Raw genomic sequence first — 25,615 nt, 5'->3', positions numbered from 1 at the left:
AGCCCCGCATAGGCGAGACTTTTACTTATAAGCTTTTGAAATTAATCAATATAGCCCATTAAAATACGAGCATATGGGGAATCACCTGGAAGGACAATGACCGTATCCTCTCCGATGGTTCTTTCATAAGATTGAAGGGTACGATAGAGTTGATAAAAATCTGGATCCCGACCAAAGGCATCATTATAAACAGCTGCTGCCTCCTCTTCACCTTCCCCTTCAATGACTCTAGCATCTGCTGTTGCTGTTGCTACAATCTCCTGTACTTCACGGTCTGTGTTTGCTTTAATTCGGTTTGCTTCAGCATCCCCTTGCGACAAGTATTCTTGAGCTGTTGATTGTCGTTCTGAAATCATACGGCGATAAACAGCTTCTTCGTTCTCTTCAGGTAGATCTGTACGCTTCATTCGAACATCTGTAAGGATGATCCCATACTTATTGCGCTCTAAAGCTTCATTTACTCTTTCACGTACAAGTTCATTAAAGCTTCCTCTCGATGATTTTTCTTCATTAATAATCTCATCGAAGTTTAATTGACCTAGCTCTGAGCGAATAGCTGAAAAGATAATTTCACCCATAATTGCTTCTGCTCTTTCAATAGTTGTAGCGTTAGAAATCATTAGCTGTGGATCTTCTATTCGCCATAAAGCATAATGGTCTGCTAACATTCTCTTTTTATCCAGTGTATTGATTTCTGCTGGAGGAATATCGTAAATCATTTGGTATTTTGGTAATGTTGTGACCGATTGGATAAATGGGATCTTGTAATTCAAACCTGGTTCATCCACAACTCGCACTACTTCTCCAAACTGACGGACTACTTTATATTCTCCTTGTTCCACAATAAAAAGGTTACTTATTATAGTTGCCAAAATAACAATTAAAATGATAGCAACTGCAATTAATTTCACATACTTGCGCCACTCGTCATTCGGACGACGTTCATTTAAATTTACAATGTTTTCGTCACTCATTAGTTACTTCCTCCCTCTGCAGCTTCAGGACGACGCTCAAGTGGTCTAATTGGTAAATAATTTACGGTATCATTGTTACTATCCATGATATAGATTTCAGTTTCTGGTAGGACTCGCTCAAGCGTTTCTATTACTAAACGTTGTCTAGTTACTTCTGGATTAACAACATATTCGCTATAAAGAGAATCAAATAATGAAGCATCCCCACGCGCACGTTCTACACGCTCTGCTTTTGTTCCTTCAGCACGAGAGATAATCGCATCTTTCTCCCCTTCTGCCTCGTTTATTTGTTGATTTCTGTATTTATTTGCTTCATTGATTTTTGTTAAACGCTCCTCACGTGCATCTGTTACATCCATAAACGCACGTCGTACTTCATCGGTTGGTAGTTCAACATCTTGTAATTTAACATCTTGAATACTAATACCAATCTCATAGACTTCAAGTAATTCTACAAGATTTTCAAATACTTTTGCCTCAATTTCAGGGCGTTGATCAGTTAATGCTTCATCAATTCCTGAGCTACCAATGACTCCACGAAGAGCAGCTGAAGTGGCACTGTAAAGTACTGACCTCGCATCTTCAGTACTGTATAAGTATTGTTCAGGATCTGTAATTCTCCATTGCACGGCTAGGTCTGCAAAAAGAATATTTTCATCACCTGTAATCATTTTTGCTTCGTTCGTAAACTCAACAACTTCCCCATCTTCTTCACTGTAACCTACTTGAAGATTGTATGTACCTCTTGATAAGATTTCCACACGCTGAATTGGCCACGGCATTTTAAATTTCAAACCTGGTTCAGTAACTGTTTCATCCACTTTCCCGAATGTAATTAAAGCGGCTTGTTCTGATTCATCGACAATATACCAACCAGTTGCTAGAAACAAAGCAAGAATGGCAATACCGATCAAGGAGACAAACCCAACAACTAATTGTTTGACTGTCATGCATAATCCCCCTATTTTAATAATTGATGGTACCTTTTATACGAGATATCTCTCTAAAAAGATTCAAAATCCCATGAAAAAGAATGATATTTTCTAAACAATAATAGAAAATACCTTACTATTATAGTATATATTTACACACAACTGGAGGAAAAATAACTAATCTAGGTGGATCAATGAAGGAGATTTAGAGTAAGGATTGACTGGGAATAACCAGCCCGCCGTGAGAACAGAGGTTAATAGGTGTTTTGAATAGAAGAAAGACGAAAGCTAAGGGGTGCTTTCGTCTTTCTTAGGGGATGTAAATCAACGTGTACAAACAAATAGATGGGATGAGCATCTAGAATGTTTGCTTAGCATTGATGAAACCGTTCATAAGTTATTATAAGTAATCGACATTAAGTTATAATGAAAGAAATGTAAAAGTATTGTAAAATTTTTATATTCCTAGATCATTATGACTTTCGCTGTTGATTTCTAATAAAAATAACTTTAAATGTGGTCCCCATACCAAGCTCACTCGAAACAGAAAGCTTTCCGTTATGCGCCTCGACAAGATGCTTAACTATTGCCAACCCTAATCCAGTTCCACCAGAGTTTCTACTACGCGCTCGATCTACCCGGTAAAAACGTTCAAAGATGCGTGGTAATTCAGCCTTCTCCATCCCAATCCCATTATCTTGTACAACGAATTCAATTGATTCTTTTATGGAAATGATTGACACATCAATTCGACCGTCATTGGGAGTGTAAGTTATCGCATTATTAATTAAATTAATAGCAATTTGCTTTAAGCGCTCTGAGTCACCATCCATCTCTAATCGAGCGTTTGTATCCCCATGTAAATTTAACTTTATTCCTTTATCCCTCGCTTTGGGGCGCAGGAGCTCAACGACATCCTCAGTAATTTTAGTTAAATCGGCTTTCCCCCAATTAAGACTAAAATAGTGTTGTTCTAACTTAGAGAGTTCTAATAAATCTTGTATTAAACTTTGTAATCTCTCACTTTCTTGATAAATGATCGTAAGAAATTTCTCTAAATAAACAGGATCTTTCATTGCCCCATCTAATAAAGTCTCGGAAAATCCTTTTATGGATGTAATAGGTGTTTTCAATTCATGTGAAACATTTGCCACAAAATCTTTACGAACTTGTTCAAGCTTTTTCAGTTCCGTAATATCATGTAAAACAAGAACAATACCTTTCATTATCCCCATTTCACTCATAATAGGTGCTGCATGGATGTCAAAATGCTTTGTATCAAGCCCGTTAACAAGCGTAATCTGTTCTCGATGCCTTTTTTCTGTTATAAAGACTGCTTGAACAATTTTTATAAGTTCTTTGAATTTAATGGTTTCATGGTAAAGTTGATTCAACCAAACATTTGTATCTTCTTGAAAGATATCGTGACACCTTTGATTAATCAAGGAAATATCTCCTCTTGCATTAATAAAGATGAGACCACTTCCCATGTTATTAATTAAAGTCTCAAGCCGCTCTTGTTGTGCTTCATGTCGCTTTGTAATTTGCTCAAGATTATAAGCGAGCACATTCATCGAGCGAGTCAACTGTCCAACTTCATCCTTCTTGCCTTCAAACGTTCGAGCTTTAAAATTCCCTTCTGCCAGCTCAATTGCAACTTCAGAAGCATTTTCAATCGGCTTAATCATTTCATTTGCAATCCGATAAGTGATCGTCCCAATCACAACAAAGGCAATCGTGAAACTTACAGCAAGAATCCACCAAATCGTTTCATTAAGATTTGTGATGGTTTGAGTTGCTACACCTATTCTAACGTATCCAGCTTCCGTCCCCTCTATTTCGTACGGTACGGCATAGTAGTATAGTTCCTGGTTCACCGTGTCACTATATCTAATCTCTATTTCAGGTCTTCCTTCCCGAATGGCTCTGATCTCAGGACGTTCATAATGATCATCCATTGTAGATGGGTCTGTTGCCGACTCCCCCAATACAGTACCGTCAACAGCAATAATCGTGACTCTCGCATCCAAACGTTCACTCATTCTCGACGCGAGCAGCTGCTCATCAATTTCGTCTCCTTCGTGAGATTCAATCGTGTATGCAGCTAATTCAGCTTCCTTCATAAGGCGATCTGTTAAGTGGTTCTCATATATATTTTTATAGACCTGTCCGATAATCAAGCCCAAGCTAGCCATTACCAGTAAGGTCATACTTAAAATAGCAAATACCAGCCTAAACTTGAGTTTATGCATGAAGCTGCGGCTCTTCTAATTTATAGCCTAGTCCTCTAACCGTCTTAATGTAAACCGGTTTCTTTGTATTCGGCTCTATTTTTTCTCGCAAGTGACTGATATGAACGTCGACAATGCGTGTATCACCTACAAATTCATAATTCCAAACGGCATTTAACAACTGATCTCTCGTCAATACTCGACCTTTATGATTAGCTAGATAAAGGAATAGTTCAAATTCCTTAGGAGTTAGTTCGAGTGCTTTCTTATGTACATGTACTTCGTAATTGTCAGGGTAGATCTCTACATCTCCAATGCTGATCACATTAGCAGTATGCTCACTAGTACTATTTTCATTTACAGCAGTTAAATGAGCGCTTCTTCTTAAAATTGCTCGTACTCTTGCTACTACTTCTCTTGGGCTAAATGGTTTTGTCATATAGTCATCTGCTCCGAGTTCAAGTCCTAACACCTTATCAAACTCATCATCTTTTGCCGTTAGCATAAGAATTGGTGTCATTTTTTTATGTTGTCGGAGTTGTTTACACACATCAAGTCCATCCATTTTTGGTAACATTAAATCTAATACTAGTAGATCAAATGATTCACTTTTAGCTAACGCTAAACCTGCTTCACCATCAGATGCTACTGTCACTTCAAACCCTGATTGTTCCAAATTGAATTGTAACAATGTTGCAATCGATTCCTCATCATCAACGACTAAAATTCTCTGTGCCATTTGTTCACCCTCCACACTCTACCTATGTAGAACTTATTTAAACGGCTCCCCTGCCAACGTAAAACAATTAATACTCATCCCATTCTTCATTAGTATACCAAAGTTAGATTAGATGTCGTCACCCTTTTGAACTTTTCATATCCTCTAGGTATCATTCCACGAACAAAACCCTTATGATCTCTTTAGATCATAAGGGCTTTTCAAGGGTGAGATTAGTTGCTTGGAAGTGCCTGCATAACGTTACGAATAGAATCTACAGACTTTGCTAGTGCTTCTTTTTCGTCGTCCGTCAAATCAAGTTCGATAATCTTTTCGATTCCATCGCCACCAAGAATTGTCGGAACACCTGCATAAAGGTCTTCGTAACCATACTCGCCTTCAAGGTAAGCAATCGTAGGAATCACACGTTTCTTATCTTTAATGATCGCTTCAACCATTTGAGCTAGTGACGCTGCTGGTGCATAATATGCACTACCGTTACCAAGGAGGCCAACAATTTCACCGCCACCTTTACGTGTACGCTCAACAATGGCATCAATACGATCTTGTGGAATTAACTTCTCAAGAGGTACGCCTCCTGCTGCTGAATAACGAATAAGAGGTACCATATCATCACCATGGCCACCAAGTACAAATCCAGTAATATCTTCAACAGAAAGGTTTAATTCTTGTGCTACAAACGTGCGGAAACGAGCTGTATCAAGAACGCCTGATTGACCAATTACACGGTTTTTAGGGAAGCCAGATTCTTTATATACAGTGTATGTCATAGCATCTGCAGGGTTTGTTAAAACGATGATGTAGCAGTTAGGTGAATGCTTTACCACTTCTTTCGTAACTGCTTTCATGATACCAGCATTCGTACTCACTAAGTCATCACGGCTCATACCAGGTTTGCGAGCAATACCAGCAGTAATCACAACGACATCAGAATCTTTAGTATCTTCATAGTTTGAAGTACCCACAATATTTGAATCTACACCTTGAACAGGTGTTGATTCAAGCATATCTAATGCTTTTCCCTTTGTCGGGCCTTCTAGTTGCGGGATATCTACTAATACAACATCTCCAAGCTCTTTTTGAGCAACCATTAATGCTGTTGTAGCTCCTGTGAAACCTGCTCCGATAACTGAAATCTTTCTACGCTTAATTGCCATTTCCATCAACTCCCAGTTATGATTTAACAAACCTTTCAAAAACGATCAGACAGTAAATTGTTCAAGAAGTCCTTTTTAGGACTTCTTGAACATTAAGATGATTAAAGGTTGTTGATCAATTCATCAGCAAAGCCAGAACATTTTACTTCCGTTGCACCATCCATTAGACGTGCGAAGTCATATGTTACTACTTTACTAGCGATTGTTTTATCCATAGAAGCCATGATTAAATCAGCAGCTTCATTCCAGCCAAGGTGACGAAGCATAAGCTCTCCTGATAGAAGAACAGAAGAAGGATTTACTTTATCAAGACCAGCATACTTAGGAGCAGTACCGTGAGTCGCTTCAAAGATTGCATGACCAGTATCATAGTTGATGTTGGCACCAGGTGCGATACCAATTCCTCCAACTTGTGCAGCAAGTGCATCAGAGATGTAGTCACCATTTAAGTTCATTGTTGCAACCACATCGAACTCTTTAGGGCGAGTAAGGATCTGTTGTAAGAAGATATCAGCAATCGAATCCTTAACAATGATCTTACCTGCTGCTTCTGCTTCAGATTGTGCTTTATCTGCAGCGTCTTTACCTTCTGCTTCAACAATCTTGTCATATTGAGCCCAAGTGAATACTTTATCGCCAAATTCACGTTCAGCAACTTCATATCCCCAGTTTTTGAAAGCACCTTCTGTATATTTCATGATGTTCCCTTTGTGTACAAGTGTTACACTCTTACGACCTTCATCAAGAGCATACTGGATAGCCGCACGAACCAGTCGGTCTGTACCTTCCTGTGACACAGGCTTGATACCAATTCCAGATGTTTCAGGGAAACGAATCTTGCTAGCACCCATCTCTTCACGAAGGAATTTGATTAATTTCTTCACTTCATCAGAACCTTCTTGATATTCGATACCAGCGTAAATATCTTCTGAGTTCTCACGGAAGATAACCATGTTTGTATCTTCAGGACGCTTTACAGGTGAAGGTACACCTTCAAAATAACGTACTGGGCGTAGACAAACGTATAAGTCAAGCTCTTGACGAAGGGCAACGTTTAATGAACGAATCCCACCGCCTACTGGTGTTGTAAGAGGTCCTTTAATAGCGATCATATATTTACGAACCGCTTCTAATGTTTCTTCTGGTAACCAGCTTCCAGTTTCATTGAATGCTTTTTCACCAGCTAAAATTTCTTTCCAAACAATTTTCTTTTCGCCATTATAAGCTTTTTCTACTGCAGCATCCATTACACGTGAAGCCGCTGCCCAAATATCAGGACCAATTCCGTCTCCTTCGATATAAGGAACAATTGGGTTATTTGGTACGTCTAAAACTCCATTTTCTACCTTGATTACTTCTCCGTTTGCCATGTTACATTACCTCCCTAGATTGATAAAGCTAACTTTCACTGTACAAGACAAGTATGACCTTGTCCTCCCCTAACTTATGTACAAGGAGCTATAAACTCCTTGCTACGCTAATTAGCGTTGTTCAATTGGAACATATGTCTGTTTACCAGGTCCAACATACTCAGCACGTGGGCGAATTAGACGGTTATCACTATACTGCTCTAAGATGTGAGCTAACCAACCTGATGCACGGCTGACAGCGAAGATTGGGGTAAACAAATCATGTTTGATCCCAAGACTATGGTAAACACTAGCAGAATAAAAATCAACATTTGGCAATAAACCTTTTTCGCCAGTAACCATATCTTCAACTTTTAGAGACATCTCGTACCACTTAGATTCACCTGTAATATCAGTTAAGCGTTTAGACATTTCGCGTAAATGTTTAGCACGTGGATCTCCATTTTTGTATACACGGTGACCGAAGCCCATAATTTTCTCTTTATTGTCAAGAGCTTTACGGATATAAGGTTCGACATTTTCTACTTCTTCAATTTCATTTAGCATCGACATAACCGCTTCATTTGCTCCACCGTGTAGTGGGCCTTTAAGAGCTCCGATAGCTGCTGTGATACCAGAGTATACATCAGAAAGAGTCGCTACACATACACGTGCAGTAAACGTTGAAGCATTAAGCTCATGGTCTGCATGTAACACAAGTGCTTTATTAAATGCATTAACAGAAACCTCATCTGGCTCTTTACCATTTAGCATGTAAAGGAAGTTTGCTGCAAAACCTAAATCCTTACGAGGAGCAACAGGCTCTTGCCCTTCACGCACTCGAGAAAACGCTGTCACAATTGTAGGGATTTGTGCTTGGATCTTAAGCGCCTTTAAGCGGTTCGCTTCTTCTTCCATTACATCCGCATTTTCATCAAATAATGCGAGACTTGAAATTGCCGTACGTAGAGCAGCCATTGGATGAACTTCATTAATTGGATATGATTTCATCTGATCAATAATTGCTTGTGGAATTTCAGCATGATCAGCAAGCTCCTGTGTAAACGAACGTAGTTCTTGCTCTTTTGGAAGACGTCCGTTCCAAAGAAGATAAATAACCTCTTCAAAACTCGCATTATCTGCTAAATCGTCAATATCATACCCTTGATAGGTTAAGACACTTTCAATAATCGAACTGACACTTGATGTCGTTGCTACAATTCCTTCTAGACCACGAGTTGTACTCACGTTAATCTCTCCTTTTCCCTGAATATCTTTTTCATCTTTCGGTAAATGCTTACATTTCCATTTTGACGAAATGAAAATGTGCGCTATGTAGGAAGGATGTACACAAGCACCATTATAAACATTTTTTACACTTTTGTGAACGTTTAAATAGTAAATTAATTTACTCATTTTAAAACTATCACTTAACTTAGTATTCTGATAGTTTTACTTAGTGGTAGGCTTAGCCGCCCAAATTTGTGAAGAATTGTACAACCCTCATCGCCAAATAAGCGATCCCTGCACCGATCAAAGGACCTACTGCTACACCATTAAATAAAGCGACAGCTAGAATTGTACCAAATACCAATGCGGTTGTAATATGAGGATCATTTTGTAATAGATCAATTCCACTTGATGCAATTAATGCAACAAGAATGCCAGATGCTAATGCAACCCATGCATAAGAAGAACGCACAGCTTCACCAAGTTGTTTAAAACCAATTTCCCCTGTAACAATTGGTGTTAATACTGCGATCGTAATCACTGTCACACCAATGTTTATACCTTTTTGTTGGAATAGTGGAAATAATTTGTCTCCAAGTCCCACCCATTTGATAATAAGTAGAATGCCAACAGCAACAAGCAAGGATTGATTTTTAGCAAGAAGGGCAACGGCAAGTAGAATTAGCATAAATAACGTTGCTTGTGAAAACAAGTTTGTACCCAACCTTCCTCCTTAGCAATTCTACTTTATCATATCATAGTTTTGAAAATTCCGCCATGTTTGACACTCATACACAATCCCCCAAAGATTATCTTAGATAAAATAAAAACCACAGGTAAGGTCCTGTGGTTAACGTCTAGACATAATGATAAAATTTCCATTTTTTATCATTTTATTAAATATCTTGAGCAGAAATGCTTTGGCAATCCCACGAGTTTGGGGGATTAGTAAAAAGAAGCCAATTGCATCTGTAATAAAGCCCGGTGTAAGTAAAACAACCCCACCAATTAAAATACAAAGACCATCTAACATTACACTACTAGGCACCTGTCCTTGACTTGTTTGCAGTTGTGCCACTCTGATTGCTTGTAAACCTTCTTTTTTTGCCAGCCAAGCCCCTAGGATTCCCGTTAAAATAATAAGAGCGATCGTCGGCCAAATTCCAATTGTATTTCCAGACAAAATAAGAACGGCAATCTCTAAAGCCGGAACGATAATAATTAGCAATAATAGGATTCTAAACATCGTTCTCTCCTTCACAATAGTGAATTATTAAATATACTACTAAAGAAAAAAGGAGAAGGATAATCCCTCTCCTCACTACTCATTATAGTACACTTGCATGTCCTCTGTAAATGTCACCACGTGCCCCATCGACCGTGATCTCTTCACCGTCTTGGAATAAATTCAATGCATTGGCCACCCCTACAATGACTGGTGTACTTAAACTTAACCCGACAACTGCCGCGTGAGAAGTTAATCCACCTTCTTCTGTAATAACAGCTGCAGCTTTTTCAAAAGCAGGAATCATATCTTTATCTGTGCTATACGTAATAAGAATTGATCCTTCTGTTACTTTATCGTTTGCTTCTTGAGCATTTTGGGCCACAACTACTTTTCCTGAAGCTGAACGACGGCCAATCCCTTGCCCTTTAGCAACAACTTCTCCAATGACATGAACTTTCATAAGGTTCGTTGTTCCTGTTTCACCTACAGGCACTCCAGCGGTAATGACTACTAGATCGCCTTGTCCAATTTGTCCAGCTTGTACAGCTGTATTGACAGTGCTATCAAGCATTTCATCAGTTGTCTCAGCATTATGTCCAAGTAGAGGGTAGACTCCCCATACTAAGCTTAATGTACGCATGACACGCTCATTACTAGTAACAGCAACAATAGGTGATTGCGGACGATACTTAGCTACGACACGAGCTGTGTAACCACTCTCTGTAGCTGTTAAAATAGCAGATGCATTTAGATTAAACGCAGCATGAGCAACAGACTGACTTATTGCACTTGTAATAGATGGACGTGTTTCTTTCGTACGCTTAGAAAGAATCGCTTGGTAATTAAGTGCTTGTTCCGTACGCGCTGCAATATTATTCATCGTTTGAACAGCTTCTACAGGATAGTCACCCGCAGCCGTTTCACCCGATAACATAATCGCGTCTGTACCATCAAATATAGCATTTGCAACATCACTCGCCTCAGCACGAGTTGGTCGTGGGTTACGTTGCATAGAATCAAGCATTTGTGTAGCTGTGATAACTGGCTTCGCTACTGCATTACACTTTTTAATTAAGTCTTTTTGTACAAGTGGAACTTCTTCTGCAGGAATTTCAACACCTAAATCTCCACGTGCAACCATTAAACCATCGGAAACTTCAAGAATTTCATTGATGTTATCTACACCTTCTTGATTTTCAATCTTTGGAATGATTTGAATGTCAGTTGCTTGGTGTTGTTCTAGTAACTCACGAATCTCAAGTACGTCCGTAGCACGACGAACAAATGATGCAGCGATAAAGTCAACGCCTTGCTCAATACCGAACTTGATATCAGCTGTATCCTTATCAGTGATCCCAGGAAGATTCACACTCACATTAGGTACATTTACACCCTTTTTATTTTTGAGAGTTCCACTGTTCAGAACCTTGGTTACAATCTCTTGTTCTTTTACTTCTACAACTTCTAGACCGATTAAGCCATCATCAAGAAGGATTTTCGAACCTGGATGCACATCTTGAACAAGTCCAGGATATGTAATAGAAATTTTCTCAGAATTACCTACTACTTCAGTCATTGAAAGAGTTAAGTGGTCTCCTGCTTTTAATTCTGCTACACCACCCTCTAATGTTTGCGTACGAATTTCAGGTCCTTTTGTATCTAAAAGAATGGCTACTGTTTTACCAGTGCGCTCTGAAGCTTCACGGATGTTAGCTATTCGTGCACCATGCTCTTCAAAATCTCCGTGAGAAAAATTCAATCTCGCTACATTCATACCTGCTTCAATAAGCTGAACCAATGTGTCGATTTGTTCACTTGCTGGTCCAATCGTACATACAATTTTAGTTTTACGCATATTCTGCCTCCTGTAATTGCTTATCTAATTATTTAAATGGAAAGCTCTTGTGATAGCTTGTACATTTCTAAATCAATAGTATGTGGTTCTGCTAAAATCTCATCAATATCATGATGAACCAATTTATTGTTTTGAATCCCTACTGTTCTGCCTGCTTCGCCATCAATTAATAAATCAACAGCTTTAGCTCCAAGTCGACTTGCAAGTACACGGTCAGCTCCAGTAGGTGAACCCCCACGTTGAATATGGCCAAGAACAGTTACTCTTGTTTCCATCTTTGTTTCATCGCTAATCATTTTACCGAAATCAAAACCGCTGCCTACACCTTCAGCAACAATGATAATACTATGCTTCTTACCACGCTCTTGTCCACGTTTAAGACGACTAATAATTTGATTCATGTCATAATCAGCTTCAGGAATGACAATCGTTTCTGCCCCATCTGCCAAACCAGACCAAAGCGCCAAGTCACCCGCATGACGTCCCATTACTTCAATCACGTAAGTACGTTCATGAGACGTTGCTGTATCACGAATTTTATCAATTGCATCAATAACGGTGTTTAAAGCTGTGTCAAAACCGATTGTAAAGTCAGTTCCAGGAATATCATTATCAATCGTACCAGGAACACCAATTGTCGGGAAACCATGCTCGGTTAGTTTTTGAGCTCCGCGGTAAGAACCATCTCCACCAATCACGACCAGGCCTTCAATACCGAATTTCTTTAGCTGCTCAATTCCCTTTTTCTGACCTTCAAGGGTTTTAAACTCTTCGCATCGTGCTGTATAAAGCATCGTCCCACCGCGATGAATAATATCACCTACTGAACCAAGCTCCATTTTGCGAATATCACCGGCAATTAACCCCGCATATCCATAAGAGATTCCATACACCTCTACATCATGAAAAATTGCTTTACGAACGACCGCACGGATTGCGGCATTCATTCCTGGTGAATCTCCACCACTTGTTAATACTCCAATTCGTTTCATGAGTACTCCCTCCATCAATCAACTAAATTTATATATCAAAAGGTGACTTATCATTAAAATCCCTTTTTTTACAAACATGCACTTCGTGGCTTTGCACCTATTATCATGCTCTCATTTTAAAAAAATACCACTTTAACGCACTGAACACAATACAGATGCTTCCAAAACAAAAAGTGCTTTCTTTTGTACAGAAAGCACTTTACCTTATTCTACGCCATTGGTATCGTTTACAAACGTAAATTGTCCGATTTTTTTGTATTTTTGATAACGCTTGTTCACTAACTCATCTTTGGATAATACTTCCAATTCTTTCAGTGAAGCAGATACTATTCGATCAATGGCTTCGGCCTGACTTTGCACATCTCGATGTGCTCCACCTTTGGCTTCTCGAATAATATCATCAATAACACCTAACTCTTTTAAGTCGGGAGCTGTAATCTTCATCGATTCAGCTGCTTTTTGAGCAAGTGTTGCATCTTTCCATAAAAGAGCAGCTGCTCCCTCAGGAGATATGACTGAATAAGTCGAATTTTCTAGCATGAAAATTCGATCTCCTACTCCTAGTGCTAGTGCACCACCACTTCCACCTTCCCCAATAACGATGCAAATAACCGGTACCGTTAAACCAGACATTTCAAGAAGGTTTCTTGCAATCGCTTCACTTTGTCCTCTTTCTTCTGCTGCCATCCCAGGGTAAGCACCTTTTGTATCAATAAAGCATACAATTGGACGATTAAATTTTTCAGCCTGTTTCATCAGCCTTAGAGCCTTACGGTAACCTTCAGGATGAGGCATTCCAAAATTCCGACGAATATTTTCTTTTGTGTCTTTTCCTCGTTGATGGCCAATGACGGTAATCGGTTTTCCGTGATATTTCGCGATACCACCTACAATAGCTGCATCATCTCCATATAGACGATCTCCATGCATTTCAAGGAAATCAGTAAACAAGTACTCGATGTAATCAAGGGTTGTAGGACGATCACTGTGTCTAGCAATTTGTACTCTCTCCCAAGCTTGAAGATTTCCATAAATGTCTTTTTCTAATTGTTGAAGTCTATTCTCAAGCTTCTCAATCTCATCACTTAAATCGATTTCTTTTTCATTTGTAAACGTTTTAAGTTCAGAGATTTTATCTCTTAATTCAACAATTGGTCTCTCAAATCCTAATTCACTCGCCATGTTCCTACACCTCCTTACGCATGTTGATGGATATCTAAAATAGTGGTTATCATTTTTTTCATTTCTTTACGTGGCACAACGCGATCAAGTTGCCCGTGCTTCAATAAAAATTCAGCCGTTTGGAAGTCATCCGGTAACTCTTGACGGATCGTTTGTTCAATAATACGTCTACCTGCAAACCCTATGAGGGCACCAGGTTCTGCAAAATTATAGTCTCCAAGCGAAGCAAAACTGGCCGACACTCCACCTGTAGTTGGATGTGTCATAACGGAGATAAATAACCCTCCGTTTTGACTGAGCTTTTGCAAAGCTGCACTTGTTTTAGCCATTTGCATTAAGCTTAGAACACCCTCTTGCATGCGTGCTCCTCCTGAAGCTGAAAACAACAGGAATGGATAATCCTTTTCAATTGCAACCTCTATCGCTCTTGTAATTTTTTCGCCTACAACTGAGCCCATACTTCCCATACGGAAACGTGCATCCATAACAGCTACTACAGCAGGAAAACCATTAATATCGCCTTCGCCTGTAACTACTGCCTCATTAAGATTCGTTTTTACTCTATCTGCTTCTAACTTCTCTTCATAGGTAGGGAAATCTAGAGGGTTTTTTCCAATCATCATTTTGTCGTATTCAACAAAACTTCCCGCATCTAATAAACTATTTATTCTCTCATAAGCCGTCATACGGTGATGATGCCCACAAGAATCACAAACATTTAAATTCTTTTTTAATTCTTTTGTATACATAATGGTTCGACAAGTAGGGCATTTCGTCATTAACCCTTCTGGAACTTCTTGTTTTGCTCGTTCTGAAGGGATAGTGGCATATCGTTTCTTTTTCGTGAATAAATCCTTAAGCATTTCAGCACCTCACTAGCTTAAGACTCATATTTTTTTAGAGCATATGATAACTTGTTCAAAAATAGTACAACCTGTACTTTCATACTAAAACTAAAAACGACTATTCTCTAAATGTTTACGCATAGCTTCTAATGCATCATCTAATCGATTGTCGGCTAGAGCTTTAAAGATAGCTTCATGCTCCTTAATCGAAGCTGTAGGTCTTCCTTCTCTTTGAAGAGATTCCTTAATAGCAACCTTGTTATATTCCACCAGTGAAATCCAAATATTTAGGAGAAGTCGATTTCCACACGCTTCTACAATCGTCTTGTGAAATAAATAATCTTCATCTACAGGAAAATCACCATGCTTCCATTCCTCTTTTGATTGATAAATTAGCTCTTCTAGACGATCTAAAGTCTGCTGGTTCATTCTTCCCAAAGCTAAGCGAGTCGCTTCTAATTCTACAATTCGCCTAGTTTCTGTTAAATCCTGCTTTGCACTCTCGTCTTTTAATAAAAAAGAAAGAATAATACTGACGAGGCGGTGACTATTAGCAGGCTTCAAAAAGGTTCCTTCACCTCTACGTGTTTCAATCAGGTCTAACAACTCTAAAGCTCTAAGAGCCTCACGCACAGAGGAGCGACCAACATTTAGTCGGTCGCTCAACTCGCGCTCTGAGGGAAGACGATCACCTTGTGATAGGTTGTCTTCTTTCATAATCTCATTAATCTTATTGATTATTTCGATATAGACTTTGGGTTGTTCCACTGTCATGAGTCAACCACACCTCATTAATTGCTTTGGCATTATTTATCTTGACCAATAATTGCAAGTTGGCGAGTCTTTTCAGCAATTTGTTCTGGATCAACCTTCAAGCGAGCTACTCCTGTTTCCATAGCTGTCTTAGCAACCGCAGCTGCCACTGCAGGTGCTACACGAGGGTCAAATGGTGCAGGGATTACATAGTCAGCCGATAAGTCAGCTTCAGCAACTAGGTCTGCAATCGCATAAACTGCAGCTACTTTCATTTCTTCGTTGATATGTGTAGCACGAACATCTAATGCACCGCGGAAAATTCCTGGGAAGGCTAATACATTATTTACTTGGTTAGGGAAATCTGAACGGCCTGTCCCAATTACTTTAGCTCCTGCAGCTTTTGCTTTTTCAGGCATGATTTCAGGAACTGGATTCGCCATTGCGAAAATAATTGGATCTTCGTTCATAGTCTCTATCATCTCTTCAGTAAGAGCACCGGCTACAGATACACCAATAAAAACGTCTGTGTCTTTAATCACATCAGCAAGAGTTCCCTCTAGGCGATCACGGTTTGTAAACTTAGCTACTTCTGCTTTGACATCGTTCATGCCGTAAGAACGACCATCAAAGATAGATCCTTTAGAATCACACATAATAATGTCGCGAACACCCATGCGTTGCATTAATTTAATAATAGCGATACCTGCAGAACCAGCACCGTTTGCTACCACTTTAATTTCCGACATTTTTTTACCAGTCAATTTAAGAGCATTAATTAGCCCTGCTAGTGTAACAATCGCTGTACCATGTTGATCATCATGGAAAACAGGAATATTAGCTTCTTTCTTTAGACGTTCTTCGATCTCAAAGCAACTAGGGGCAGCAATATCTTCTAGGTTTACTCCACCAAAAGTAGGTTCCATTAATTTAACTGTTTCAACAATCGTATCAACGTCAGTTGAACGTAAGCAAATTGGGAAGGCATCTACTCCAGCAAATGATTTGAATAATACAGCTTTTCCTTCCATGACTGGTAGAGATGCTTCAGGACCGATATTACCTAAGCCTAGTACAGCTGTTCCGTTACTAACAACAGCAACCATGTTGCCTTTCATTGTATATTCATAAACTGATTCAACATCTTCAAAAATTTCTTTACACGGTTCTGCAACGCCTGGTGAATAAGCAAGACTTAAATCACGAGCGTTTTTTACAGGGACCTTTGATTTTGATTCTAACTTTCCTTGATTTGCGCGGTGAATATGTAGCGCTTCCTCTCTTGTTGTTGACACAACAGACACTCTCCTTTAGTTCGGTAGCAAGACCGTTTCTATTTTTAATACTTGTTCAGTTAGTTGTGAATCATTGTACACAAACATAATTGGTCTGACCACCAAAATCATTCTTAATTATAAACAAAACTATAACGATCAACAAGGGGTGATTAGTGGAAAGGTTTATTCAACTCCTACCATTCCTTATCTAGATCTACTTTCTAAAGCCATCACGTTACTTTAAAACGACGTGCTCTGGCCCAAGCAATTCTTCTAACGCCCTCATACATTCTTCACTAGGACCGACTTTATAATCAGCCTCCAATTTAATTGTTTGTTTCTCGTTATCAAGATAGACAACCACTTCTGTATTTCCTTTATCTTCTAACAAACAAGCTTTTACTAGAGAGAAATGGGCAGGATCGACCACTTTTAAATAAAGGGTAGGTTTCGATTTTACTTGGGTAACAATCGTTTGCACGGGTACACATCTTTTTAAGATGAATTGTGGCTTATCCCGCTTATGATCAAGCGAACCCTCCATGAAAAGAAGTTCTCCTTCTTTTATCATCTTTCCATGTTGTTGCCACACATCTGGAAATACAGTCACTTCACACTGTTCAGTCTCATCTCCAACCTCTAAAAAAGCCATCGGATCACCTTTTTTCGTTGTGATCTTTTTTAAATTCGATACTAAACCAGCGATCCTTACCTTTGCCTTCTGTGTAGAAAGATCCACAATATTTATGCGCTGATACTTTTCGAGAACCTCACTTACTTGTTCTAAGGGGTGACCAGATACATAAACACCGAGAGCTTCCCGTTCGAAAAAGAGCCTTTCTTGAAGAGTTAGTGGATCGACCTTTTCATAATGAGGCGCTTCTACATCAATTGTGAACAACCCTGCTGTTTCATCTTGAAACGTTTGAACCTTTTCAGCAAAAGCATAAGCTTGATCAAGATTATACAGCAGTGTGGCTCGATCTTCTTTAAACTCATCCATCGCCCCTGCTTTTATTAAGTTTTCTGTTGCTCTCCTATTTACAATTCGTTGATTTACACGTGAACAATAATCAAAAAGATCTTTGAACGGTTTCTCTTGAATTAATTCAATAATATGTCTGGCTGCTTGAATGCCGACATGGCTAATTGGCAATAAGCCAAATCGAATCGCCTCATTCTCTAATGTAAATAACAACCCACTTTTAGAGAGCTTTGGTGGTAATACGTCAATCTTTCTTCTTTTCGACTCCTGTAGCAATTCCATTAATTTCTCAGTCGTATTCCACACACTCGACAATAATGCAGTATGAAAGGCTAATGGGTAATGAGTCTTTAAGTAAGCTAATTGATAACTGATCATGCTGTAAGCAACCGCATGACTTCGGTTAAATCCGTAATTTGCAAATCGATCAATCAATTGAAATACATTCTTCGCTACGTCTTCTTCGTAGCCTTTTTGAATAGCCCCAGTAATGAAATCAACCCTACTCTTTTCTAGCTCATGCTTATTTTTCTTACTTATTGCTCGCCTCAATAAATCGGCTTCCGCTAATGAGAAGCCAGCCATTTTTACGACAATTTGCATAATTTGCTCTTGATAAACAATAACTCCATACGTTCTTTCAATGATTTCATTTAAATCTGGGTGAGGAGAGGATAAAGGTCTTCGTTTATGTTTGCCTTCTACATAAACATTAATAAATTCCATTGGCCCCGGTCGGTAGAGAGCATTTACAGCCACTATATCTTCAAATTCAGTTGGCTTTAGTGAGCGTAGAACCTGTCTCATCCCTGCTGACTCAAGTTGAAATACCCCCGTTGTGTCACTATCGGCTAATAATTGATAGGTTTTTTGATCATCAATGGGTAAGTTACGAACATCAATTACTTCTCCAGAATGTTCTTCAATAATTGAAACAACACGTTCAAGTAAGGTTAAATTACGTAATCCGAGAAAATCGAACTTAACTAAACCTATTTCCTCAACGACTCCCATTGTCGCCTGTGTTAATACACCTTGACCTTGACCCCTTTGCAAAGCAACAAGCTCCGTAAGTGGAACTGGACTAATAACTACCCCTGCTGCATGAGTAGATACATGCCTCATAAGCCCTTCAATGGATTGAGCAATGTCGAGTAGTCTTCGTGCATCCTTTGACTCTTGGTACAACGTTTTTAACTCACGGTCTATCTGAATAGCTTTTTTAATCGTCATACCAGAAGTTGCAGGAATTAATTTAGCCATTTTTTCAATCAAATAAGAGTCACACGAAAGAACTTTTCCTGTATCACGTACAGAAGCCTTTGCAGCAAGTGTCCCAAACGTTGCTATTTGTGCTACACGATCATGCCCATACTTCTCTTGAACATAGCGAATCACTTCATCCCGACGATGATCTGGGAAATCGATATCTATATCAGGTAAGGTGATTCGTTCTGGATTAAGGAAACGCTCGAACAGCAAGTCGTATTCAAGAGGATTAACGTCTGTAATATATAACACATAGGCAACTAAAGATCCCGCAGCTGAACCACGACCAGGGCCCGTCATCATTTTCCGATTCCTAGCATACTGCATAAAGTCAGAGACGATTAGAAAGTAATCATTAAAGCCCATTTGATCAATTACTTTTAATTCTACCTCAAGTCTCTGTGTGACTTCTTCCGCGGGACGCGACCCAAACCTCTTATCTATCCCTTGTAAACAGGCGTTCCTAAGCTCTTCACGTGGAGTATTTTTCTTAGTGAACGGATAAACCGGTAAATAGCGTGAATCCAGATCTAATTCAAGCTGACATAATTGATCTATTTCTTGTAACCCTAGTAGAGCCTCTCGACATTCGCTGAAAGTAGCTTGATACTCTTCAATCGATCGGAGATAAAAAAAACGCTCCTCGTGATTTGGCTCTTCAAGATGAATGGTTGTACCTAAGCGAATGGCTCTGACTGCCGCATATGCTTCATAATCACCCTTTTTAGTGTATAAAACAGGATTTGAACCTATTACTTTTAGTTCATTACTAGCTGCGAACTGACTAATTCTCTTCCAAAATGCTCGATCATTTTCAATGGTTCCTTGTAAATCAATATACCAGGCTCCCATATGCTTGAGTGTAATCCACTCTCTGCACCATTCTTGAGCTAGACCTTCCTCTTTGCTTTTCACATACTCCTGAACGGGCCCTCCATCATAGGAAAGGATCACAACACAATGACCTAAATGAGGGAGTAGCTCTTCTTTTGTAAAAAATCGGGCTTTATCCGATTTCATTTGTAATTCTGTGGAGATCGTTAGTAAAGATTGATAACCAGCTTTATTTTTCGCTAATAACCTTAGATGCGCGCGCCTTCCATTCACTTGTGTGTCAATCGGCACTTCAAGGCCAATAATCGGCTTGATTCCGGCTTTTAAACAAGCTTTATAAAAAGGTATCGCTCCATACATAACCCCTTTATCTGTCAGGGCAAGGGCACCGTACCCTTCCTTTTTTGCTTGTGACACTAGTTGCTCAATACGATTAGTCGATGAAAGTAAGCTGTACTCGCTATAGACATGTGTATGAAGCAAGTCCACTTTCCTCACCTTCTCTCTTTGCAAATATGTATGCCCTTATTATAGTACTCCTTTGTCCACTTTCACTAATAACTTACCTTTATTCTTTTTTATTTTTATATTATACATCCAAGACGATTAGCTGGTTTAAATATTGTTTACAAGCATAAATGTCTACTCTTTCCTATATATTATATAAACGTATGGGACAACCCAATTAAAGGATGTGAGAAACAAAATGGATCGTGACCTTCTCGCAAATCTCATTATTGATTATTTTGTTGCTTTTGGAGTCATCGTAGGTGGAGCGATTATCGGAGGAATTGGAGCCTTTCTCATTGGAAAGCCACCTTTATCAGTAATGTATAATTTAGCAGGTAGTTTAAAGATTTGGGCAATAGTTGCTGCTATTGGCGGAACATTCGATGTCATTACAAACATTGAAAGAGGCTTATTCAACGGGACACATGACGATATATACAGAACGTTATTTTTAATTTTTGCTGCATTATGTGGAGCGCAGACTGGAACCAAGTTAATACAATGGATTGTCGGAGGAGAGCAATTACCGTTATGAGAATTCCTCCTTATTACAAACGTCCAGGCTGGCAACGATTTTTTGCAGGAATTATTATTGGTGTTCTTATTGGATGGGTCTTCTTTCTGTACCAATATGGATTAATTTATGAAGGGCTGATGGTGAAGTTATCAGAACAAGAGGTAACGATTGAGAATCAGACGAAAACGATTGAGGAACTTAGGAGTCAACAAAAGGAAGATAATGAAGAAAACATACGAAAATTAACGGTTCAAAAAATTGAAATTCATTTTACGAACACTCAAAAACTACGGTTAAATCAATTAACACTATTCGAATTACAACAACAGGCTTTAGAAGAGTTGTCTTTTCTTGACCAAAAAAACATCGCATCTGTTTCTGATACAGAAGGGTTAATGATACGAACACTTGAGAATAAATTGTTTGAAGCGGGAGACCATCGCTTACAACTAGATGTCGAGCGAGTACATCTCTATACCACTTTAAAGATCTATGCTAAGATCATCCCCCCTCGCTCATAACTTTAACAGTTTTGAGAACTTTTAAAAATTCCGTAACTTAGCCATCTTCTTTATTGTATACTTGAACTAATTAATCACGTCATTATTTATATATGAAGGAGGCTGTCAATATGGATGTAACTGGTAAGGAAATGGTCCTTAATCGTAAAGCCATGGCTCAAAAGAAAGTGGATAAAATTAAGTCTGGTTTATCGGCCTTTGCTGAGAGTAAAGAAGTTTCTGAATTAATTCGAAAGCAATTAGCCAAAGAAGGCATTGCCGTTCATGAAGACGTAACAGAGGTAGGCTCTTGGTTTATCCCTGGCGAAAGAGAAGTAACTCAATAAAAAACCCACTAACTATATCAACAAAAAGCGTGGAGCGACGGCTCACACGCTTTTTTCTTTATGACAAGCTTCGATTAGTTTCCCTACAATTTCTTGTGCTTCACTCCATGAATAAACAGTTGCTCCAGATGCCATTGGGTGCCCTCCGCCATTATGTTCTTGGGCAATGGCGTTAATAATTGGTCCTCTTGAACGAAGTCTAACACGGATTTTTTCCTCATCCTCTACGAAAAATACCCACGTTCTTAAGCCCTCCACATCCGAAAAGCAGTTGACTAGTTGTGAAGATTCACTAGAGGTTACATTAAATTGGTTTAAAACATCTTTCGTTAATTTCATAACACCTACCGCATCATCAATGACCTCAAAATGTTGTAAAACATACCCTTCGAGCCTTGTTATTTTCAGGTCACGTTTATGCAATTGACTATAAAATTGATTCTGGTCAAACCCTACTTCGATTAGCTTACTAGTAAGTTGCATCGTTTGAGCTGTGGTATTGTTATGGCGAAAACGTCCTGTATCTCCTACAATTCCTGCATAAAGCAATAAAGCACTTTCTGAAAGGAGTTGATATCCTCTATCTTTAGCCTCTTCACACAACATAATCATCATTTCACTGGTGGAGCTTGCAGTCGTATCAACCCATACTATATCGCCATATGGTTCCTCATTTGGATGATGATCAATTTTTATCAGACTTGCTCCTAAAGTATATCGTTTATCACAAATTCGACCTGTATTAGCAGTATCGCAAACGATGACCAACGCACCTTCGTATACTTCATCTTCAATACGATCCATTTCTCCAAGGAATAAAAGGGAAGGCTCACTTTCTCCCACTGCATAGATCGATTTAGATGGAAACGTTTGTCTAAGAACTTCTCTCAACCCTAACTGTGATCCAAGGGCATCAGGGTCTGGTCGCTCATGACGATGAATAATAATCGTCTCTGCTTTTTCGATTTCATTTATAATCGATTCAATGGTATTCATTTTTCTCCTACTTTCTTCGAGTATCATTCTCGTTCATCGTTCGTTCACTAGCAATTAACGCCTACTCACGCTACAATAATGATAGCATATGGAGGGGGAACATGTAGTATGGATAAAATCATGACAATTATTATTGTTTTTTCTGCGGTCTTTTTTATTTACAATAAGATCAAAACATGGCGTACACCTGAAGGACTTCTGAAACGTATATACCAAACGAAGGCCAACATCTCAATTGGTTTTTTTCTAGTAGCCATTAGTATTAACTTATTAATTTCTCCTAGAAGTACAGTTGATGTTGTAGTTGGCATTGTCTTTCTCATTTTAGGTACAGCTAATATTATTTTAGGGTACAAAGCTTACAAACATTATATTCCGCAAATGGACAATACTTAAGCATACGTATAAAAGGCTCGGCATAATTGCCAAGCCTTTTTCTTATTCAATAAGTTGAGCCATCATTAGGGCTTTCCCTACAATTTCTCCCTCATGAAACATTTCTACATCAATTTTACCATGCTTACGCCCGATCTCTAACACTCTCGGCTGTATAACAATACGACTTTCGATTTGAACAGGCTTAATAAAGTAAAGCGTAATATTCTCTACTACGAGATCACCTTTTTTATACTTACGCATAATACGACTTCCAGCTTCCGTTACAAGTGTTGTCATAACCCCATAAGAAATCGTTCCAATTTGGTTCGTCATCTGCGGTGTGACTTCACATTCGTATGCAATTCCTGATTCTAATGTTTGCTCTTGAATCCTACTTGCAACTGTATCTTCAATCGTTTCCCCAACATGAGGCTGTCGTTGAACCATTTGCAGAGCCTTTAATACATCTTGACGACTAATCACCCCAATTAAACGCCGTTGGCTATCAATTACGGGTAAAAGCTCAATCCCTTCCCAGACCATTACATGAGCAACGGATGCTACTGACGTCCGCTCATTAACAGTAATTGGATTTTTTGTCATCACCTTTTCGATCGATGTTTGTTTGGTCGCACCAAGCACATCTTTTGCAGCAACCATCCCTTGGATTCGCATTTGTTCATCAATAACAGGGTATCGACTATGTCCTGTTTTCGAATTTAACTCATGCCACTTTTCAACGGCATTAGCTGTTGTCATATAATACGTATCTTGTAGTGGAATAAGGATATCATCCACAAGTATAATTTCTTTTTTAATAAGTTGGTCATATATGGCCCGGTTAATCATTGCAGCAACAGTAAACGTATCATAACTAGTTGAAATGATCGGAAGAGAAAGTTCATCAGCCAACTGAATTACTTCTTCACTCGTATCAAACCCACCTGTAATTAATACAGCTGCACCTACCTCAAGCGCCAATTTATGACCTTGATAACGATTTCCTACAATTAATAAGTTACCGGCCTCAACATAACGCATCATCGCATCTAATTTCATTGCCCCAATGACAAAGCGATTTAACGTCTTATGAAGACCATCCTTACCACCTAGAACTTGTCCATCAACGATATTTACAATTTCCGCATATGTTAATTTTTCGATATTTTCTTTTTTCTTTTTTTCAATACGAATGGTCCCAACTCGCTCAATCGTACTAACTAAACTTTGATTTTCAGCTTCTTTAATTGCGCGATAAGCAGTACCTTCGCTCACTTGAAGCGCTTTGGCAATTTGGCGGACTGATATCTTTTCGCCTACCTCTAAATTTGAAATGTATTCTAATATTTGCTCATGCTTTGTAGCCATGATAGCCTCCACACATTCATTCTAATCAGCTGTACCGTTGTTATATTGGTAAACTGTACTAGTCCTATTATACGGCTGATAGAATACAGTAGCAAGGCTATCTTATTACCCTCTCACTTTCGTCGTATCTGTGTTTGATACAGCTCGACCTTTTTTTATGCGGACAGGTTTACTCATTTGGGATAACAACCCATAGATATTTCCTCCAATAACAAGGAAGCTAAAGGCTAACCAACTCCATGCAAACATACCAGCGAAACCACTCTCTTGAAGAGGTAAGTACCCAAAACTATAAATCAATAATGTACTAGCTAGTAATAAGCTAATGAAAAGTCTCTGTTTCATCCGAGTTCCTCCCCATAGAAATCCTTCTCTCCTACTACTATGTACAAGAACATAGAAAAAGACCAAGTAAGAAAAAGTTCTTACTTGGTCTTGGCTTATAATTCAATGGATTCTCCTACTTCTAACACTTTGCCTTTTTTACCAGATAAATTGGCTGCGAATTCATTTGGATCCTGTTCGATAACAGGGAACGTATTATAGTGAACAGGTACGACTTGTTTTGCTTGTAGCCATTCTGCCGCGATACTTGCATCTTCTGGCCCCATCGTAAAGTTATCACCAATTGGAATAAATGCCAGATCAATAAGGTTACGCTCTCCAATTAATTTCATGTCCGAAAATAAAGCAGTGTCTCCCGCATGATAGATTGTCTTTCCTTCTAGCGTCAATAAGATCCCAGCCGGCATACCTGTGTATATGATTTTTTGGCTTTCTTCCTCTGTATAAGCAGAGCCATGAAAAGCTTGCGTCAATTTCACTGTTCCAAAGTCAAATGTATGAGCTCCACCAATATGCATCGGGTGAACATTAACACCCTTCCAGCCAAGATATGTAGCAAGTTCAAATGGCGCAATAACCAATGCGTTATTTCGCTTAGCTAATTCTACCGTGTCTCCAACGTGATCATTATGACCATGAGTTAGTAAGATTACATCTACTTCAAGGGTATCCGCATTCAAATCTGTTAATTCATTTCCTGTTATAAAAGGATCAAAAATAATTTTTTTACCTTTCGATTCGACTAAAACTACTGAATGACCATGATAGCTTACCTTCATTAATGTACACTCCCTTAAATAAGTTTGCTCGTACATACATTAC

At 38.9% G+C, this 25,615-nt stretch carries 24 protein-coding genes; 4 read left to right on the top strand and 20 right to left on the bottom strand.

Annotation, left to right across the window (positions count from 1 at the left end; all coding sequences use genetic code 11):
• Positions 1-41: 41 nt before the first annotated feature.
• The 16 genes from hflC to dnaE form a co-directional block, all read right to left on the bottom strand.
• Positions 42-974 (bottom strand): protease modulator HflC, encoded by a 933-nt coding sequence (gene hflC / locus AB3N04_RS15430; protein WP_368503579.1) that lies wholly within the window; start codon positions 972-974, stop codon positions 42-44.
• Complete coding sequence (gene hflK / locus AB3N04_RS15425) at positions 974-1,924, bottom strand: FtsH protease activity modulator HflK (RefSeq protein WP_368503578.1); 951 nt, start codon at positions 1,922-1,924, stop codon at positions 974-976. Before hflK ends, hflC begins: the two co-directional genes overlap by 1 nt.
• Before the next feature lie 455 nt (positions 1,925-2,379).
• Positions 2,380-4,158 (bottom strand): two-component system histidine kinase PnpS, encoded by a 1,779-nt coding sequence (gene pnpS, locus AB3N04_RS15420; RefSeq protein WP_368503577.1) that lies wholly within the window; start codon positions 4,156-4,158, stop codon positions 2,380-2,382.
• The gene (locus AB3N04_RS15415; protein ID WP_368503576.1) at positions 4,151-4,876 is read right to left on the bottom strand and encodes a response regulator transcription factor; all 726 of its coding nucleotides are present in this window, start codon (positions 4,874-4,876) and stop codon (positions 4,151-4,153) included. Before AB3N04_RS15415 ends, pnpS begins: the two co-directional genes overlap by 8 nt.
• A gap of 212 nt (positions 4,877-5,088) precedes the next feature.
• Positions 5,089-6,033, bottom strand: coding sequence for a malate dehydrogenase (gene mdh / locus AB3N04_RS15410; RefSeq protein ID WP_317122011.1), 945 nt, complete (start codon positions 6,031-6,033; stop codon positions 5,089-5,091).
• A gap of 101 nt (positions 6,034-6,134) precedes the next feature.
• Positions 6,135-7,403 carry an NADP-dependent isocitrate dehydrogenase gene (icd, locus tag AB3N04_RS15405; protein WP_317122010.1) on the bottom strand — a complete coding sequence of 423 codons (1,269 nt, stop codon included), beginning with the start codon at positions 7,401-7,403 and terminating at the stop codon, positions 6,135-6,137.
• 111 nt (positions 7,404-7,514) lie between these two features.
• Positions 7,515-8,630 (bottom strand): citrate synthase, encoded by a 1,116-nt coding sequence (citZ, locus tag AB3N04_RS15400; protein ID WP_368503575.1) that lies wholly within the window; start codon positions 8,628-8,630, stop codon positions 7,515-7,517.
• A gap of 220 nt (positions 8,631-8,850) precedes the next feature.
• Positions 8,851-9,324 (bottom strand): DUF441 domain-containing protein, encoded by a 474-nt coding sequence (locus tag AB3N04_RS15395; protein WP_317122375.1) that lies wholly within the window; start codon positions 9,322-9,324, stop codon positions 8,851-8,853.
• A 138-nt stretch (positions 9,325-9,462) separates the two neighbouring features.
• Positions 9,463-9,858, bottom strand: coding sequence for an FxsA family protein (locus AB3N04_RS15390; protein WP_368503574.1), 396 nt, complete (start codon positions 9,856-9,858; stop codon positions 9,463-9,465).
• Positions 9,859-9,940: 82 nt separating this feature from the next.
• Entirely contained in the window at positions 9,941-11,695 is a 1,755-nt protein-coding gene (gene pyk / locus AB3N04_RS15385) for a pyruvate kinase (protein WP_368503573.1), read from the bottom strand.
• Between the two features lie 32 nt (positions 11,696-11,727).
• The gene (gene pfkA / locus AB3N04_RS15380) at positions 11,728-12,687 is read right to left on the bottom strand and encodes a 6-phosphofructokinase (RefSeq protein WP_368503572.1); all 960 of its coding nucleotides are present in this window, start codon (positions 12,685-12,687) and stop codon (positions 11,728-11,730) included.
• Positions 12,688-12,891: 204 nt separating this feature from the next.
• Positions 12,892-13,869, bottom strand: coding sequence for an acetyl-CoA carboxylase carboxyl transferase subunit alpha (gene accA / locus AB3N04_RS15375; RefSeq protein ID WP_368503571.1), 978 nt, complete (start codon positions 13,867-13,869; stop codon positions 12,892-12,894).
• A 14-nt stretch (positions 13,870-13,883) separates the two neighbouring features.
• Positions 13,884-14,732 (bottom strand): acetyl-CoA carboxylase, carboxyltransferase subunit beta, encoded by an 849-nt coding sequence (accD, locus tag AB3N04_RS15370; protein ID WP_368503570.1) that lies wholly within the window; start codon positions 14,730-14,732, stop codon positions 13,884-13,886.
• A 90-nt stretch (positions 14,733-14,822) separates the two neighbouring features.
• Entirely contained in the window at positions 14,823-15,488 is a 666-nt protein-coding gene (locus AB3N04_RS15365) for a FadR/GntR family transcriptional regulator (protein WP_368503569.1), read from the bottom strand.
• A 32-nt stretch (positions 15,489-15,520) separates the two neighbouring features.
• Positions 15,521-16,762 (bottom strand): NADP-dependent malic enzyme, encoded by a 1,242-nt coding sequence (locus AB3N04_RS15360; RefSeq protein ID WP_368503568.1) that lies wholly within the window; start codon positions 16,760-16,762, stop codon positions 15,521-15,523.
• Positions 16,763-16,979: 217 nt separating this feature from the next.
• Positions 16,980-20,321 carry a DNA polymerase III subunit alpha gene (gene dnaE, locus AB3N04_RS15355; protein WP_368503567.1) on the bottom strand — a complete coding sequence of 1,114 codons (3,342 nt, stop codon included), beginning with the start codon at positions 20,319-20,321 and terminating at the stop codon, positions 16,980-16,982.
• A 217-nt stretch (positions 20,322-20,538) separates the two neighbouring features.
• Here dnaE and AB3N04_RS15350 point away from each other — a divergent pair, with 217 nt between their 5' ends.
• The 3 genes from AB3N04_RS15350 to AB3N04_RS15340 all read left to right on the top strand — a co-directional run bounded on the left by AB3N04_RS15350 (position 20,539) and on the right by AB3N04_RS15340 (position 21,706).
• Positions 20,539-20,877, top strand: a complete 339-nt coding sequence (locus AB3N04_RS15350; protein WP_012960026.1) for a YtrH family sporulation protein — start codon at positions 20,539-20,541, stop codon at positions 20,875-20,877.
• Positions 20,874-21,380 carry a sporulation membrane protein YtrI gene (gene ytrI / locus AB3N04_RS15345; protein ID WP_317122000.1) on the top strand — a complete coding sequence of 169 codons (507 nt, stop codon included), beginning with the start codon at positions 20,874-20,876 and terminating at the stop codon, positions 21,378-21,380. The genes AB3N04_RS15350 and ytrI overlap by 4 nt, the downstream gene beginning before the upstream one ends.
• Before the next feature lie 110 nt (positions 21,381-21,490).
• Positions 21,491-21,706 (top strand): hypothetical protein, encoded by a 216-nt coding sequence (locus AB3N04_RS15340; protein WP_368503566.1) that lies wholly within the window; start codon positions 21,491-21,493, stop codon positions 21,704-21,706.
• A gap of 42 nt (positions 21,707-21,748) precedes the next feature.
• Here the strand turns inward: AB3N04_RS15340 and AB3N04_RS15335 are convergent, their stop codons facing one another.
• On the bottom strand, positions 21,749-22,702 hold the full coding sequence (locus tag AB3N04_RS15335) for a bifunctional oligoribonuclease/PAP phosphatase NrnA (RefSeq protein ID WP_368503565.1): 954 nt from the start codon (positions 22,700-22,702) through the stop codon (positions 21,749-21,751).
• A 108-nt stretch (positions 22,703-22,810) separates the two neighbouring features.
• Here AB3N04_RS15335 and AB3N04_RS15330 point away from each other — a divergent pair, with 108 nt between their 5' ends.
• Complete coding sequence (locus tag AB3N04_RS15330) at positions 22,811-23,098, top strand: YtpI family protein (RefSeq protein WP_368503564.1); 288 nt, start codon at positions 22,811-22,813, stop codon at positions 23,096-23,098.
• Positions 23,099-23,140: 42 nt separating this feature from the next.
• Here AB3N04_RS15330 and AB3N04_RS15325 read toward each other — a convergent pair whose 3' ends face one another.
• The 3 genes from AB3N04_RS15325 to AB3N04_RS15315 all read right to left on the bottom strand — a co-directional run bounded on the left by AB3N04_RS15325 (position 23,141) and on the right by AB3N04_RS15315 (position 25,572).
• Positions 23,141-24,448 (bottom strand): CBS domain-containing protein, encoded by a 1,308-nt coding sequence (locus AB3N04_RS15325; protein ID WP_317121996.1) that lies wholly within the window; start codon positions 24,446-24,448, stop codon positions 23,141-23,143.
• Between the two features lie 105 nt (positions 24,449-24,553).
• Positions 24,554-24,793, bottom strand: a complete 240-nt coding sequence (locus tag AB3N04_RS15320) for a hypothetical protein (protein ID WP_368503563.1) — start codon at positions 24,791-24,793, stop codon at positions 24,554-24,556.
• Between the two features lie 95 nt (positions 24,794-24,888).
• Complete coding sequence (locus tag AB3N04_RS15315) at positions 24,889-25,572, bottom strand: metal-dependent hydrolase (protein ID WP_368503562.1); 684 nt, start codon at positions 25,570-25,572, stop codon at positions 24,889-24,891.
• Positions 25,573-25,615 lie beyond the last annotated feature (43 nt).

The organism is Alkalihalophilus sp. As8PL, assembly GCF_040939795.1.
In the GTDB taxonomy this organism is placed as follows: domain Bacteria; phylum Bacillota; class Bacilli; order Bacillales; family Bacillaceae_D; genus Alkalihalophilus; species Alkalihalophilus lindianensis.
The sequence above is the reverse complement of the archived record's forward strand: the minus strand, read 5'-3'. Positions and strand labels throughout refer to the sequence as shown.

Coding starts and splice junctions, on each gene's coding strand:
- AB3N04_RS15340 (WP_368503566.1), top strand. CDS start 21,491: ATGGATGTAACTGGTAAGGAAATGGTCCTTAATCGTAAAGCCATGGCT.
- accA (WP_368503571.1), bottom strand. CDS start 13,869: ATGGCGAGTGAATTAGGATTTGAGAGACCAATTGTTGAATTAAGAGAT.
- AB3N04_RS15320 (WP_368503563.1), bottom strand. CDS start 24,793: ATGAAACAGAGACTTTTCATTAGCTTATTACTAGCTAGTACATTATTG.
- AB3N04_RS15315 (WP_368503562.1), bottom strand. CDS start 25,572: ATGAAGGTAAGCTATCATGGTCATTCAGTAGTTTTAGTCGAATCGAAA.
- hflC (WP_368503579.1), bottom strand. CDS start 974: ATGAGTGACGAAAACATTGTAAATTTAAATGAACGTCGTCCGAATGAC.
- pnpS (WP_368503577.1), bottom strand. CDS start 4,158: ATGCATAAACTCAAGTTTAGGCTGGTATTTGCTATTTTAAGTATGACC.
- AB3N04_RS15365 (WP_368503569.1), bottom strand. CDS start 15,488: ATGACAGTGGAACAACCCAAAGTCTATATCGAAATAATCAATAAGATT.
- AB3N04_RS15415 (WP_368503576.1), bottom strand. CDS start 4,876: ATGGCACAGAGAATTTTAGTCGTTGATGATGAGGAATCGATTGCAACA.
- AB3N04_RS15350 (WP_012960026.1), top strand. CDS start 20,539: ATGGATCGTGACCTTCTCGCAAATCTCATTATTGATTATTTTGTTGCT.
- AB3N04_RS15335 (WP_368503565.1), bottom strand. CDS start 22,702: ATGAATACCATTGAATCGATTATAAATGAAATCGAAAAAGCAGAGACG.
- ytrI (WP_317122000.1), top strand. CDS start 20,874: ATGAGAATTCCTCCTTATTACAAACGTCCAGGCTGGCAACGATTTTTT.
- hflK (WP_368503578.1), bottom strand. CDS start 1,924: ATGACAGTCAAACAATTAGTTGTTGGGTTTGTCTCCTTGATCGGTATT.
- AB3N04_RS15325 (WP_317121996.1), bottom strand. CDS start 24,448: ATGGCTACAAAGCATGAGCAAATATTAGAATACATTTCAAATTTAGAG.
- pfkA (WP_368503572.1), bottom strand. CDS start 12,687: ATGAAACGAATTGGAGTATTAACAAGTGGTGGAGATTCACCAGGAATG.
- accD (WP_368503570.1), bottom strand. CDS start 14,732: ATGCTTAAGGATTTATTCACGAAAAAGAAACGATATGCCACTATCCCT.
- AB3N04_RS15330 (WP_368503564.1), top strand. CDS start 22,811: ATGGATAAAATCATGACAATTATTATTGTTTTTTCTGCGGTCTTTTTT.
- pyk (WP_368503573.1), bottom strand. CDS start 11,695: ATGCGTAAAACTAAAATTGTATGTACGATTGGACCAGCAAGTGAACAA.
- AB3N04_RS15390 (WP_368503574.1), bottom strand. CDS start 9,858: ATGTTTAGAATCCTATTATTGCTAATTATTATCGTTCCGGCTTTAGAG.
- icd (WP_317122010.1), bottom strand. CDS start 7,403: ATGGCAAACGGAGAAGTAATCAAGGTAGAAAATGGAGTTTTAGACGTA.
- mdh (WP_317122011.1), bottom strand. CDS start 6,033: ATGGCAATTAAGCGTAGAAAGATTTCAGTTATCGGAGCAGGTTTCACA.